This is a genomic window from Rhizobium rhododendri (assembly GCF_007000325.2).
Lineage (GTDB): Bacteria > Pseudomonadota > Alphaproteobacteria > Rhizobiales > Rhizobiaceae > Rhizobium > Rhizobium rhododendri.
In genome coordinates this window covers 568836-582560 of sequence record NZ_CP117267.1, presented here as the reverse complement: position 1 = coordinate 582560, position 13725 = coordinate 568836, and the positions used below count along the sequence as shown (strand labels likewise).

Genomic DNA, 13725 nt, shown 5'->3' with positions numbered 1-13725 from the left:
GCTGCAGCCGGTAGACGATGATGCATCAATCCCCCTCGTCCTCATATCCAACCAGATGCAACGGCTTGGCTTTGATGCCCTGCAGCTCGCACCAGCGGACGAGGGCTTCCTCGCGGCCGTGCGTCACCCAGACTTCCTGGGGCTGCAGCTCGGAAATGGTTTCCAGCAGTTCCGGCCAGTCGCAATGGTCGGAGATGACAAGCGGCAGCTCGACGCCGCGCTGCTTGGCGCGTTGGCGGACCATCATCCAGCCGGAGGCGAAGGCGGAGACGGGGTCGTGGAAGCGTCGCGCCCAGCGGTCGGCGAACGCCGAGGGCGGGCCGACGACGATGGCGCCGTGGAATGTCGTCTGGTCGGCGCGGCTTTCGATGGTTGCCGGCCGGAGCTCGCCGAGCGCGATGCCCTGGCTCTCGTAGTAATCGCACAGCCGCGTCAGCGCGCCGTGGATATAGATCGGCTCGTCATAGCCGCAATCGCGCAACAAACGGATGACCCGTTGCGCCTTGCCGAGCGCGTAGGCACCGACCATGTGGGTACGGTCGGGAAACTGCTTCAGCGAAGCAAGCAGCCGACGCGTTTCGGCCATCGGGTCCGGATGGTGGAAGACCGGCAGCGCAAAGGTCGCCTCGGTAATGAAGACGTCGCAGGGCACGGAGACATAGGCGGCGCAGGTGGGGTCCGGGCGACGCTTGTAGTCACCGGATACGACGATGCGCAGGCCGTCTTTCTCGATGGCGATCTGCGCCGAGCCGAGCACATGGCCGGCGGCATGAAAGCTGACGGTGACGCCGTTGACGACGATCTCCTCGCCAAAGCCCGCCGCCTGCTCGCTGCCGGCAAAGCCCTCGCCGTAGCGAATACGCATGATATCGAGCGTCTGGCGTGTGGCAAGCACATGGCCATGGCCGGGCCGCGCATGGTCCGAGTGCCCATGGGTGATCAACGCCCTGTCGACCGGACGCACCGGGTCGACATAGAACCCGCCAACCGGGCAAAAAAGCCCTTCCGGGGCGGGGTAAAGCAATGCATCTGGCCTCATGGAGGACAAGATAGCGACAGTTTGCCGGACGGCCAGAGGCGGCTGCGCTTTCGCGCAAATTTAGATGGGTCAACGGCGGATCTCGATGGCTGCGCTGTCGCAACGGCCGGCATGTGCTGGGGCGGTTTCTGCTTGTCGATGGGGCGCAAAACGGTGATACCTTCGGTGCTTGCGAGGGCGCATCGACAGACTGCTGTCTTGAACAACACGGCCATGTGCGATTGCGATGCAGACAAGGAGGATGTCTTGGCAACCCATTCGATGCGCGTCGGGCTGGCGCAAATCATGCCGGATGCGGACGTTGGTAGCGCGATTGCCTCGGCAGCCAAGGCAGCCGCCGATGTCTTGGTGTTTCCGGAAATGTTTTCCAACGGTTACAGCCGCTATGATGGCGCGGATGCGGGCTCCAGAGCGTCCTGGATCGATGGAGCAGTGGTAACGGATGGGGAATACGTGAAGCGGTTTCGCGACGCAGCGCGCAAGCATGGTATTGCCGTCGTGGCAACCTTTCTCGAACGGGCCGAACCCAGGCCCTTCAACGCTGCAGTTCTGATCGACAGTGACGGCGAAATCGTGCTGCAGCAGAGAAAGCGACACATCTGCCATTTCGACATACCGGAAGATGCCTGCGCACCGGGCGACCGCTCCAGTGTCGTTCGCCTTTCGACCCGGAACGGCGATGTTGCCGTTGGCATCATGATCTGCATGGACCGCGAGTTTCCCGACGTGGCGTCCGACCTCGTCCGCTTGGGCGCCGAGGTCATTTTCGTGCCCAACAGCAGTCCTCTTGTCGATGACCCCGAGGTGGGCGATGTCCGCGTGGCAGGCATCCGCGCCATGGCGTTCCAATCGGTTGTTGGTGTCGCCGTGGCCAACTATCCGGCACCGAAGAACGACGGCCGGTCTCTTGCCGTCGATCCCCTAGGACGGATTGTTTGCATGGCAGGAGAGCAAAGCGAGATCGCCTTTGCGGACTTCGATCTGGAAATGATCAGGGCGACGCAGGAAAAAGAGTGGTTCCGGCGTGTGTGATAGACCGGGATTGCGTCTCGTCCGATTTTATCGGCATCATGAAGGGAGCATAAGGCGAACTCCCTTGCATTCGAGGAGCCGAGCATGATTTCCCGACGTGAGTTGATGCTTGGCGCTTGTGCGGCGGCGGCGAGTGCGGCAGCGGTTTCGCGGGCGCTGGCGGGGCCGGCGGGGAATGTGGCTGCCTCGGATATGCGCGGTGCCATCGATGGCGTGGCGTTTCGCAAGCGGGTGTCGGCGGATGGGCTGCAATCGATGATCGATGCGGCAGCTCGGAACAAGGGGCCGGTGATGCTGCCGGCAGGCAACTACACGGCCTCGAACCTCACCCTCCCCGATAATACGCGGCTGATCGGCGTCCCCGGGGCGACGCGCATCGTCTATGGCGGCGGCGGCTTTCTGATGAAGGCGGCCGATGCCGGGCGGATCGAGATCTCCGGCGTCGTCATCGACGGGGGGAACCTCGGGCTGGCCGTGGATGCCGGCGGGCTGCTGCGGTTCGATGGCGTTGGCGATTTGCTGCTGAGCAGTTGCGAGATTACCGGCAGCGCCGGGAATGGGCTGCATCTGGAGCGCTGCGGGGGCAGGATCGAGCGCAACCGTATTTCGGGCGCGGCACACGCCGGCGTCTATGCGGTCCAGTCGAACGCCCTGACCATCACCGGCAACCGTGTCGAGGATTGCGGCAATGGCGGCATTCTGGTGCATCGCTGGCAGAAGGGCGAGGATGGCAGCGTCATCTCCGGCAACCGCATCGCCCGCATCGGCGCCCGCGACGGCGGCACGGGGGAGAACGGCAACGGCATCAACGTCTATCAGGCCGGCAATGTCATGGTGACCGACAACCACATCGCCGACTGCGCCTTTACAGCGGTGCGAGCCAACTCCGCTTCGGACGTGCAGATCAGCGACAACCAGTGCCTGCGCTCCGGCGAGACGGCGATTTTCTGCGAATTCGAATTCGAGGGCGCTGTCGTGTCGGGCAACCTGATCGACGGCGCCGCCAATGGCATCGCCATTGCCAATTTCGACAAGGGCGGCCGGCTCGCCAGTGTGACCGGCAACGTGGTGCGCAACCTGTCGCTGTCGGCGCCCTATGCACAAGACGGCGGTTTCGGTATCGGCATCTCGGCTGAGGCAGACACGCTGATTTCGGGCAACGTCATCGAAAACGCGCCGCTCTGGGGCTTCAAGCTCGGCTGGGGGCCTTATATGCGCAACCTCGTCGCCTCTGGCAACATCGTCCGTAATGCGCCTGTCGGGTGCGCGGTGTCGGTCGCCGACGGGGCGGGATCGGCGGTGATTTCGAACAACCTGTTCGAGGCCGCTAGCCAGGGGGCAATCGTCGCCTTCCTCTGGGACAAGCCTGCATCGGCCGACCTCGTGACCGGCAGCACGGCCTATCCGCACCTGACCATCCTCGGCAACCGCTTGGCGTAGCGCGACCGATCAAAAGCTTTCATCGCTGCATCAACGCCAGCTGCTTCCGTTCGCCTGCGCTGCCAGATAGGTTTGTAGGCATAAGCAAATAGAGGGAACCTTCATGCTGACGATTTATGGCGTCTATCGCTCGCGCGCATCGCGCAACTACTGGATGGCAAACGAACTGGGGATTTCGTTCAAATCCATACCCGTCATGCAGGCCCACCGTCTGGACGAGCCTCTGGCGCCGGGCGCGCCGATCAACACCATGTCGCCGGAGTTCCTCGCCATCAACCCGATGGGGCTGATCCCGAGCATTACCGACGGCGACTTCGTCATGCACGAGTCGCTCGCCATCAACCTCTACCTTGCGCGCAAGCATGGTGGGCCGCTCGCTGGCCAGACGGCGGAAGAGGACGGCCTGCTGTCGATGTGGACGATCTTCGCCGCGACGGAACTGGAGCCGCACAGCATCCGCCTTGTCCAGACCTACGACCGTGGGGAACAGGGCACCGATGCCGGCAAGGCCACGATCGCGGTGGCCTGCCGCCTCCTGAAGCGGCCACTGGACGTGCTGGAGAAGCATCTCTCGGCGAACGGCCATTTTGTCGGCGATCGCTTCACGGTCGCCGACCTCAACGTTGCCGAAGTGCTTCGCTATGCCCAGAGCGAAGCTGCATTGTTCGATGCGCGTCCGGCGCTCGATGCCTGGATCAAGCGCTGCCAGTCGCGCCCCGCCTACCTTGCCATGCAGGCGACGCGCGGGCAGGAAAAAGGCTGAGGCTCAGCCCTTTTCGATGGCGAGCGCCTGCTGCACGGCCGCCCGGTCGCGCATGCGCTCGCCATGCGCCTTGACCTTGGGAAACCGGTCCATATCGACGCCGTCACCGGGCAGCCAGTTGGCGACGGTAAAGAGATAGCCGTCGGCCACGGAATAGTTGGCGCCGAGCACCCAGGGACCAGCCAGCAACTGGTCCTCGATCAGCACAAAGCTCTCGGTCATTGTCTGCGATACCTTGGCCTTCATCGTCTCGATGGCGGCTGCATCGTCCGACCAACGACTGCCCCGGCGCCCGTGAGAGTGGTTCACGTGGACTGTCGAGGACAGGTAGTTGTTGAACGCCTGCATGACGGCAAATGCGAAGGAGTCGTCGAGCGGCGCCAGTCGCACGTTGCGCGAGACCTGAGAGATATAGGCGAGGATCGCCGGCGTCTCCGTTATGACGCCACGCTCGGTCACCAGCGTGGGCACCCTGCCCTTCGGATTGAGTTTCAGATACTCCGGCGTCTTCTGATCGCCCTTGGAAAGATCGATGCGGCGCGGCTCGTAGGCGATGCCGGATTCCTCCATGGCGATGAGGCTCGCAAGTGCACAACTTCCTGGCGAATAATACAAAACTGTCATGATGATTCCTCTCCCTTGGGGGAGCAGAATAAGCGCGTTTCTCACCGAAGTGAAAGGCCATGCGTCGGAAAATCGGAGGATAAGAGGGCGATAGATCGCCCCCTGCCGACTTCAGGCGCAGCCCGGAACATCCTCGAGGCGGTTCCACACGGGAATGCCCCGTTCCCTGGCGATGCGCACATCGTTGTCGGCGCCCTTGGATGCGCCCTCCAGGCGGAGCACGCCGTCGCAAAGCGCCAGAAGCCGGCCGGCAACAGGATGGAAAATGGCCTCGTAAAGGTCGTCGCCCACGGTTTTTCCACCGGCGGCATTCCAGACGGGCAAGGCAACCCACTCGCCGATCATCGGCACATGGCCGGCCTCGAACAAGCGGTGCGACGGCGCTTCCAGCCGCTTCAGGTTTTCCGCCATTTTCACCGGGTCGTCGTTCGTGCCGGAGCGATAAGGGCCGGCAATCAATATCAACATGGTCTGTCTCCCGTCGCCTGATGCGACAATTTGCACGAATATCGATAATATTGCTGGAATGTCGAGTCATATTTCGTATTATGCGTAATATCGTTTAACTTCGTGCAGGAAACCGGCATGCTGACGAACCAACGCAAATCGACGATCCAGGCGGCCTTGCGCAGCGACGGACAGGTGATTGCCAAGCAGATGGCGGAAATGCTCGGCGTGTCGGAAGACACCATCCGGCGCGATCTGCGCGAGATGGCAGCCGAGGGGCTGCTGCTCAGGGTGCACGGCGGGGCGATGCCGCTGTCGCCGGACTTGCCGGACCTGTCTGCCCGCCGCAGCCTGTCGTCCGGGGAAAAGCAGCGGCTCGGCGCCTATGCCGCCGGCATGATCCGCCCTGGCCAGACGGTGTTCCTCGATGGCGGCACGACGAACGCCGAAATTGCCCGGCAGCTGCCACGGGGCTTTGCCTTCACCGTGATAACGCACAGCCCGACGATTGCCGGCGAACTGGAGCATCATCCGACGGCCGAGGTCATCCTGATCGGCGGCCGGATCTACAAACATTCGATGGTTTCAACCGGAGCGAGTGCGATGGCAACGATTTCACTGGTGCGGCCGGATATCTTTTTTCTCGGGGTTACCGCCGTCCACCCCGCTCATGGATTTTCGACGGGCGACTTCGAGGAGGCGGCCATCAAGCGGCATATCTCGGCATGTTCCGCCGAGACGTTCGTGCTGGCCACTCCTGACAAGCTCGACGCATCGTCGCCGTGTCATATCCTGCCGCTGGCATCCGTGGCCGGCATGGTCCTGCCCGGCCCGCTGCCGGAGGCCGATCTCCAGCCCTATCGCGATGCCGGGCTAGGGATCCAACTGGCGTGAGCGCCTGCCTCGGCGAATTTTCCGGGGTTCAGATGGTCGCCCTGACGTCGCCGACATGGATGCCGTTCCAGTTGTGCATCGACTTTGTGGCCATGGCCATCAGTCCGGCGTGGATCTCGCCATCGGTCTCGAAAAACCGGGCGAGCGTGGCGGCGATCATCGCCTCGGCTGCGCGGCCGGTGCCATCGTCGCACTTGACGGCGATGGCGACGCCCTGTTCCGGGATGGCAGCGCAGAACACGCCCTCGGCGCCGGTCTTGCAGAAGATCTTGCCGGGTGCGATCTGCATCAGTTCCGTGCAGGCGCGGCCGCTGCCGGCGACATAGAAGGGCTCAGCCATGCAGGCCTCGATCAGCCGGCGCGAGGCCTTGGCACGCAACGCGCCGAGACCCTGGCCGGTCGCCATCTTCGCAAAGCCGTGCGCGAGAGCGCGCAGCGGCACGGCATAGGTCGGGATCGAGCAGCCGTCCGTGCCACAGACGTCGGCGCCGAGTGTGGCACCGGTCAGGTCTTGCATCGTGTCGCGGATTTGCTGCTGCAGCGGATGCTCGTAGCCGACGTAGCCCTTGCTATCGATGCCCTGGTGGCAGCAGGCGCAGACGAAACCGGAGTGCTTGCCGGAGCAATTGTTGTGGAGCGCCGTCGGCTTCTCCAGCGTGCGGGCCTGGTGGATCAGGGTCTTCTGGTTGGAAGACCAGTGGGCGCCGCATTCCAGCGCCTCGACATCGCGGCCAGCGCGCGCCAGCATCGAGGCTGCCAGCGCCACATGCTCGTCTTCGCCATTGTGGGAGGAACAGGCCAGCGCCAGTTCCTTGTGGCCGAACCCATAGGCATCGGCAGCACCGCTTTCGACCAGCGGCAGGGCCTGCATCGCCTTGCAGGCGGAGCGCGGAAACACGCCGGCATCGATATCGCCGCGTGAAAACACCACGCTGCCGTCGCCGTCGACGACAACGATCGTGCCGCGATGACGGCTCTCGACAAGCAAACCACGGGTAACTTCGACGGTGACGGGATTGGTCATGATGGCATCCGATGCTGGTGGGGTCGAGCGGTGATAGCGTTTGGGGCGACGCTTGCCAACCGTCCTCGCGCGCGCCGTTGGCGCTGCCCCCCCCCCCCGGCTCACAGAGGGCCGATGTGTCCGCTCATTCCACGCGGAGCATGATCTTGCCGATGTGGCTGCTGGTCTCCATCATCTTATGGGCTTCGACGACATCCTCGAAGGCAAATGTGTGGTGGATCAGCGGGGCGATGGTGCCGGCATCCAGCAGCGGCCAGACCTGCGACAGGAGATCGTCGCGGATGGCGCGCTTTTCTTCCGCCGTGCGCGGCCGCATCGTCGAGCCCGTGACCGTCAGGCGCTTGACCATGATCGGCGCCAGGTTGACCTTCTCGGCGATTGAGCCGCTGAGGAAGGCGATGATCGACAGACACCCGTCCTTGGCAAGGGCAGCAAGGTTCTTTTCCAGATAGGCAGCACCGACCATGTCGAGAACGATGTCGACGCCGCTTTCTGTCTCCGCCTTGATGACCTCGACGAAATCCTCGTCGCGGTAGTTGATCGCCCGCTTGGCGCCGATCCTGACGCAGGCGTCGCATTTATCCTTGGAGCCGGCCGTGGTGAAGACCTCGGCGCCGAAAGCACGGGCAAGCTGGATCGCCGTGGTGCCGATGCCGCTGGAGCCGCCGTGTATGAGGACGCTCTCGCCCTCGGTCAGCCCCGCCATCTGGAATAGATTGGCCCAGACGGTGAAGTAGTTTTCCGGCAGCGCCGCAGCGCGAACCGCGTCGTAGCCATTGGGGAAGCGCAGCGCCTGGGAGGCGGGAACGGCGCAGTATTCGGCATAGGCGCCGCCATTGGCGAGCCCGCAGATCTTGTTGCCGATGGCAAATTCGGTAACGCCGGGTGCGACGTCGACCACCTCGCCAGCCACTTCAAGGCCGAGGATCGGGCTGGCATCCTTGGGGGCCGGATAGTTTCCCTGGCGCTGCGCGACATCGGGGCGGTTGACGCCTATTGCCTCGACCCGCACGAGAACCTCGCCGGGCTTCAGCACCGGCAGCGGCTTGCGGACAATGGTCATCACCTCGGGGGCGCCGAAGGACGGCAGGTCGACGCAGCGCATATCAGTTGGCAAAGGCATCTGGCTCTCCATGACATCAGGGAGAGACGCACATAGGTCAGCGGGAGCGGAAATAAAAGGCGCGACGTCGTGGGGCGTCAATTGGTCTCGCAGAGTTGTTCGAAAACCAGGCCGCTGGCGCTTTCCTTGGCCTTGGTCTTCAGGCCGGCGATGCGCTTGCTGACATTGCCGATGTCGTCGATCACCGTACCTTCCGGCAATTCGACGACGCCGATCGAGCAGCGCATCAGCGAGAATATTGTTTCCGCGCCGCTGCGGTCATGGCCGGTGATATAGCCGCGCTCCCGGTCGTCGGATGGATAAAGTGCGGCGACATCGTTGCTGAAGTCGGCGCGCAGCCTGTCGAGCGTCTCGGTCAGTTCCTCGCGGCTGCCCCCGATGACGCCAATGAAAAAGTCATCGCCGCCGACATGGCCGAGAAAATGAGTGCCCAGCAGGAAATGGCGGCGCATCAGGGCTGCAAACAGCGAGATGGCATGATCGCCGATGTGGAAACCGTATGCATCGTTGAACGGCTTGAAGGCATCGAAGTCGCAATAGCAGAAATAGCGGATGGCATCGACCGTGCCGCCGGCCGTCATGCGCATGAAATCGCGGATCGCATGGTTGCCCGGCAGGCCGGTCAGCGGGTTCTGGTCCTGCGCCGTTTTCAGCTGCTTTTCGGTCATCGCCTTGACCAGCGATGCGGCGGAGACGACGCCGGCGTAGCGCAGGTCCTCGATGACGACGAGGCAGGTAGCATCGTCGACATCGGCGAAGATCCCCATCAGGTCATCGACGGTCGAATTGATACTGACGACGGGCGCAGGCTCCATGAAATGCGAGATCGTCCGCTCATAGGCCTTGTTCTTCAGCAGATCCCGGCCGAAAGGCTGATAGATATAGGCTTTCAGGCTGTATTCGTGGATGATGCCGCGCGGCTCGTTGTTGGCATTCAGCACCGGGAAATAAGCCTGTCGCGGATTGCGCCGGAAAAGTTCGAACACCGTGTCGATCGGCTCGTTTTCGAACACGGTCGGCAGCACCTCGATCTGCTTGCGGATGAGGATGTCGTCGAGCGACTGCAGAGGCGTGGCGGTCGATTTGTGATCCGGAAAATGCGACAGGCGCGGATGCCACTGGCTAACATCGGACATCGGCCGGGCGATGAGCCAGCCCTGGGCCATATCGACGCCGAGGTCCCGGCAAACCGCCAGTTCGCCTTCGGTCTCGATGCCTTCGGCGATGACGCGGGCGCCCAGCATGTGAGCCATGGAGACGGCGCTTTTGAGGAAATGCCGTTTGCGCATCGCGGTATCGGCACCGGTCACGAAATGCCGGTCGACCTTGATATAGTCCACCACCTGGTCGCACAGCAGCCGCATTTCCGAATGACCGACGCCGAAATCGTCGATTGCCAGCTTGAAACCGGACTTGCGCATATAGGCGATCAGGCCGGCGATCTCCGGAAAGGCACTGTTGTCGAAGCGCTCGGAAAACTCGAAGCAGACGGAAGACGGCGGAATGCCGCGCGTTTTCAAAAGCCCCAGCAATCCCTCGACCAGCAGCAGGCCTTGCGGAATGAGCCGGGCGTCGAGATTGAGAAAAAGCGTCGCTTCGGCCCGGTTCGGGAGACTCGAGAAGGCGCCAAGCGCCAGCCGCTCCATCATCTGTTCGAGCCCGAACAACTGGCCGGTGCGCTCGGCCTCGTCGAGAGCGGCGATGGGGTCAGCAAAGCCGATCCGGTCATGGCCGCGCATCAGCGCTTCATAACCGAAGACGGCGGCGGTCCGGATATCGACGATCGGCTGGAACGCGGTTTCTATGAGCGTCCATCTGGCGGCATCGAAGGGATGGCGCCGCACTGCCACCTCCTTGACCATACTCCCGGACATACTCGTCTCCACTGCCCCACGCGATGTCGCTGGGGTTGAAGATGGTTGTGAGGCGTCAATAAAAGCTTTCCGGTTCGTGAAGTTTTAATGACAAAAAGCCCGTCCCGGCGCTCAAGGCCGGCATGTACCAACCTGCAGGAATAGTTTAGCTTTTTGGCTTTCACGCAGCAGCTTCAATTGTGGGCCGCAGCTGAAGCGTCGAAGTCGGCAAACATATCGGCAACGCGCCTGTCGGCACTGCCGGCCCCGTCGGGCAAACCCGTCGCCAGGTGGTGCGCATCGCACAGATCGCCTCGCTTGCGTGCCGCTTCCCACATGCGCAGCGCCTCGCGCACGACTTCGCTGCCGGATGCGTAATTGCCGTTGTCGACGGCGGCGCGGATGCCGGCGACCTGCATTGGAGAGATGGAAACAGTGACCATAGGCATGACATTGCCTCTCTTTGCCGTGTCTGGCCGAAAAACTGCCAGATCCGCGCAGGCATCATGCCTGCGTTCAAGGTTCACTCAAGGGCGGCCTGCGGCGCGAGATACGGGCCTCACGCTGTGCTGCCACGTCTTCACGTTATGCCTGCGCGCCAAGCTTGTCAAAAGGCGGAACCAACGGGCGATTTCTTCTAATCAGCGCCTGAGGCCAAGTCCGAAGGCGATGAGCGTCCAGCCCTGGAACATCAGGTCGACGGCGAGGAACAGGCCGAGGATCCACAGGCTGTTAACGGGCCAGCCGAGCGCGACCACGAAGCCTGCCACCATCGTCACGATGCCGCTGAGGAGAATGAACCCCCAGCCCTTCCCCGGCTTCATCCTGCGGCCGACCCAGATACGCAGGACGCCGGCAATGACCAGCGCTATGGCCAGCATCAGGGTAAAGACCGCCGAGGCCAGCAGCGGGTTCATGAAGGCGAAGATACCGGCCAGCGTGTAGAGCAGACCGCTGAGGATCCATGGAAGGCTATGTTCCCAACCCCGCACCTGGAAGGCATGGATGAGATAGACGATACCGCCGAGCAGCATGAGCATTCCGACGTAATAGACCGAGACGACGGTGGCGAGGAAGAGGTTCCCGAAGGCAATGCCGCTGAGCAGCAAAAGCAGGACGCCCAGCGCCACGAACCAGCCCCACTTTGCATGAGCGGAGGCGTGCGGCAGTTCGTTCAAACCCATGACCATGACGACACCCGTTCCTGTTACTTTTACATTTCGTGAAATCCACGTCGAGAAACGCATTCTAGCGCAAAAGGTCTTCCCCGGACACTGATCGAAATCAATTCGCGGGTTTCCGATTTTTATTGATTGATGGCTCAATCAAAAATACGATGATCGTCATCAGGAGACGACGATGCCGAAAGTCGGAATGGAGCCAGTGCGTCGCGAGGCGCTCGTCAACGCCGCCCTCAGGGTGATCGGCGATCACGGATCGCTGAGCGTCACGATGTCCGACATCGCCCGGGAAGCCGGTGTCTCGGCGGCGCTGGCCCATCACTATTTCGGCAGCAAGGAGCGGCTGCTGCAGGCAACCATCCGCTCGCTTCTACGCCAGTTGCGCAACGACACGGTGACGGCGCTCAAGGCGGCAGCAGGACCGCGCGAAAAGCTGTCGGCGATGATCCGCGTCAGCTTCCAGGCAAACCAGTTTGCCCCGGAGACCATTGCCGCCTGGCTCGCCTTCTATGCCGAGGCGCAGCGCTCCGAGGAAACGCGGCGCTTCCTGGTGATCTATGCGCGCCGCCTGCGCTCCAACCTGCTCGCCAACCTCCGGCCGCTTTGCACTGCGGATGACGCGGAACGCATGGCAGAAGGCGCGGCTGCGATGATCGACGGGCTGTATATCCGGCAAAGTCTGCGCTCGGTGCCGACAGGTATCGAAGCCTCTATTGCGTTGACCGAAGACTACATAAACACTCATCTGACCGCCCTTGGCAAAGGATAGACGCCGTGACCGAGATGAAGCCGGATATCCTGATCGTCATGGTCGACCAGCTCAACGGAAAGTTCTTTCCGGATGGTCCGGCGGAGTTCCTGCATGCGCCGCACCTGAAGGCACTGGCAGCCCGCTCGGCACGCTTTGCCAACAACTATACCTCGTCGCCGCTCTGCGCCCCTGCCCGCGCCTCGTTCATGGCCGGACAATTGCCGAGCAGGACACGGGTCTACGACAATGCCGCCGAATATGTCTCGTCGATCCCGACCTACGCCCACCACCTTCGCCGCGCCGGATACTATACGGCGCTGTCCGGCAAGATGCATTTCGTCGGTCCCGACCAGCTTCACGGCTTCGAGGAGCGGCTGACGACGGATATCTATCCGGCCGATTTCGGCTGGACGCCGGATTACCGCAAGCCCGGCGAGCGCATCGACTGGTGGTACCACAATCTCGGCTCGGTAACCGGCGCCGGTGTTGCCGAAATCACCAACCAGATGGAATATGACGACGAGGTGGCGTTTCTGGCAAACCAGAAACTCTATCATCTCAGCCGCGAGAACGACGACCAGAGCCGCCGGCCGTGGTGCCTGACGGTGTCCTTCACCCATCCGCACGACCCCTATGTCGCCCGCCGGAAATACTGGGATCTTTATGAAGGCTGCGATCAGCTGATGCCCGAAGTCGGCATGCTGCCCGACGAGCAGCAGGATCCGCATTCCCGGCGCATTATCCATTCCTGCGATTACAAGAATTTCGAGGTCACCGAAGAGCACATCCGGCGCTCCCGCCAGGCCTACTTCGCCAATATTTCCTATCTCGACGACAAGGTCGGCGAGCTCATGGACACCTTGGCGCGCACGCGGATGCTCGACAACACGCTCATCCTGTTCTGCTCCGACCATGGCGACATGCTGGGCGAGCGCGGATTATGGTTCAAGATGAACTTCTTCGAGGGCTCCGCGCGGGTGCCACTGATGATAGCCGGCCCCGGCGTCACCCCGGGGCTGCATCTGGCGCCGACCTCCAACCTCGACGTGACGCCGACCATGGCCGACCTTGCCGGCATATCCATGCAGGACATCATGCCCTGGACCGACGGCATGAGCCTGAGGCCCATCATCGATGGCGCCGAGCGCACCGAGCCGGTGCTGATGGAATATGCGGCGGAAGGTTCCTATGCGCCGCTCGTCTGCATTCGCGAGGGCAAGTGGAAATACATCCACTGCATGCTCGACCCTGACCTTCTCTACGACCTCGACGCCGACCCGCTGGAACTCACCAATCTCGCCGACGATCCGGACTTTACGGAGGTCGTCGCCCTGTTCCGCCGCAAGCGCGAAGAACGCTGGGACATGGGCGCCTTCGATGCTGCGGTGCGCGAAAGCCAGGCGCGGCGCTGGGTCGTCTACGAGGCGCTGCGCAACGGCTCCTATTATCCGTGGGACTACCAGCCGCTGCAGAAGGCCTCGGAGCGCTACATGCGCAACCACATGAACCTCGATACCCTCGAAGAATCCAAACGCTATCCACGCGGAGAATAAG

14 protein-coding genes are annotated in these 13725 nt (G+C 62.6%); 6 read left to right on the top strand and 8 right to left on the bottom strand.

The window, feature by feature from the left end; translation table 11 throughout:
* Positions 1-25: 25 nt before the first annotated feature.
* Complete coding sequence (locus tag PR018_RS02855; protein ID WP_142824300.1) at positions 26-1039, bottom strand: ligase-associated DNA damage response exonuclease; 1014 nt, start codon at positions 1037-1039, stop codon at positions 26-28.
* A 246-nt stretch (positions 1040-1285) separates the two neighbouring features.
* Here PR018_RS02855 and PR018_RS02850 point away from each other — a divergent pair, with 246 nt between their 5' ends.
* From PR018_RS02850 to PR018_RS02840, 3 genes are all read left to right on the top strand, one after another.
* Positions 1286-2071: a carbon-nitrogen hydrolase family protein gene (locus PR018_RS02850; protein ID WP_142824299.1), complete on the top strand. Its 786-nt coding sequence runs from the start codon at positions 1286-1288 to the stop codon at positions 2069-2071.
* 84 nt (positions 2072-2155) lie between these two features.
* A complete protein-coding gene (locus PR018_RS02845) occupies positions 2156-3511 on the top strand; it encodes a TIGR03808 family TAT-translocated repetitive protein (RefSeq protein WP_142824298.1) in 1356 nt (451 codons plus the stop codon).
* Between the two features lie 103 nt (positions 3512-3614).
* Positions 3615-4274, top strand: coding sequence for a glutathione S-transferase family protein (locus PR018_RS02840; protein ID WP_142824297.1), 660 nt, complete (start codon positions 3615-3617; stop codon positions 4272-4274).
* A gap of 3 nt (positions 4275-4277) precedes the next feature.
* On the opposite strand, the gene PR018_RS02835 is transcribed toward PR018_RS02840, so the two are convergent.
* Positions 4278-4898, bottom strand: a complete 621-nt coding sequence (locus tag PR018_RS02835; RefSeq protein WP_142824296.1) for a glutathione S-transferase family protein — start codon at positions 4896-4898, stop codon at positions 4278-4280.
* A 111-nt stretch (positions 4899-5009) separates the two neighbouring features.
* Positions 5010-5366 (bottom strand): DUF4406 domain-containing protein, encoded by a 357-nt coding sequence (locus PR018_RS02830; RefSeq protein ID WP_142824295.1) that lies wholly within the window; start codon positions 5364-5366, stop codon positions 5010-5012.
* A gap of 117 nt (positions 5367-5483) precedes the next feature.
* Here PR018_RS02830 and PR018_RS02825 point away from each other — a divergent pair, with 117 nt between their 5' ends.
* Complete coding sequence (locus PR018_RS02825) at positions 5484-6239, top strand: DeoR/GlpR family DNA-binding transcription regulator (protein WP_142824294.1); 756 nt, start codon at positions 5484-5486, stop codon at positions 6237-6239.
* Positions 6240-6267: 28 nt separating this feature from the next.
* Here the strand turns inward: PR018_RS02825 and PR018_RS02820 are convergent, their stop codons facing one another.
* From PR018_RS02820 to PR018_RS02800, 5 genes are all read right to left on the bottom strand, one after another.
* Positions 6268-7263, bottom strand: coding sequence for an asparaginase (locus PR018_RS02820; RefSeq protein WP_142824293.1), 996 nt, complete (start codon positions 7261-7263; stop codon positions 6268-6270).
* A gap of 124 nt (positions 7264-7387) precedes the next feature.
* Positions 7388-8386, bottom strand: a complete 999-nt coding sequence (locus PR018_RS02815) for an NAD(P)H-quinone oxidoreductase (protein ID WP_142824292.1) — start codon at positions 8384-8386, stop codon at positions 7388-7390.
* A gap of 77 nt (positions 8387-8463) precedes the next feature.
* Positions 8464-10248, bottom strand: a complete 1785-nt coding sequence (locus PR018_RS02810; protein WP_224128090.1) for a GGDEF domain-containing protein — start codon at positions 10246-10248, stop codon at positions 8464-8466.
* A 185-nt stretch (positions 10249-10433) separates the two neighbouring features.
* Positions 10434-10688 carry a ribbon-helix-helix domain-containing protein gene (locus tag PR018_RS02805; protein ID WP_142824290.1) on the bottom strand — a complete coding sequence of 85 codons (255 nt, stop codon included), beginning with the start codon at positions 10686-10688 and terminating at the stop codon, positions 10434-10436.
* 192 nt (positions 10689-10880) lie between these two features.
* A complete protein-coding gene (locus tag PR018_RS02800) occupies positions 10881-11429 on the bottom strand; it encodes an HdeD family acid-resistance protein (RefSeq protein WP_142829209.1) in 549 nt (182 codons plus the stop codon).
* 169 nt (positions 11430-11598) lie between these two features.
* Between PR018_RS02800 and betI the strand changes: the two genes are divergently transcribed.
* Positions 11599-12189, top strand: a complete 591-nt coding sequence (gene betI, locus PR018_RS02795) for a transcriptional regulator BetI (protein ID WP_142824288.1) — start codon at positions 11599-11601, stop codon at positions 12187-12189.
* Positions 12190-12194: 5 nt separating this feature from the next.
* A complete protein-coding gene (gene betC / locus PR018_RS02790) occupies positions 12195-13724 on the top strand; it encodes a choline-sulfatase (protein ID WP_142824287.1) in 1530 nt (509 codons plus the stop codon).
* Position 13725 lies beyond the last annotated feature (1 nt).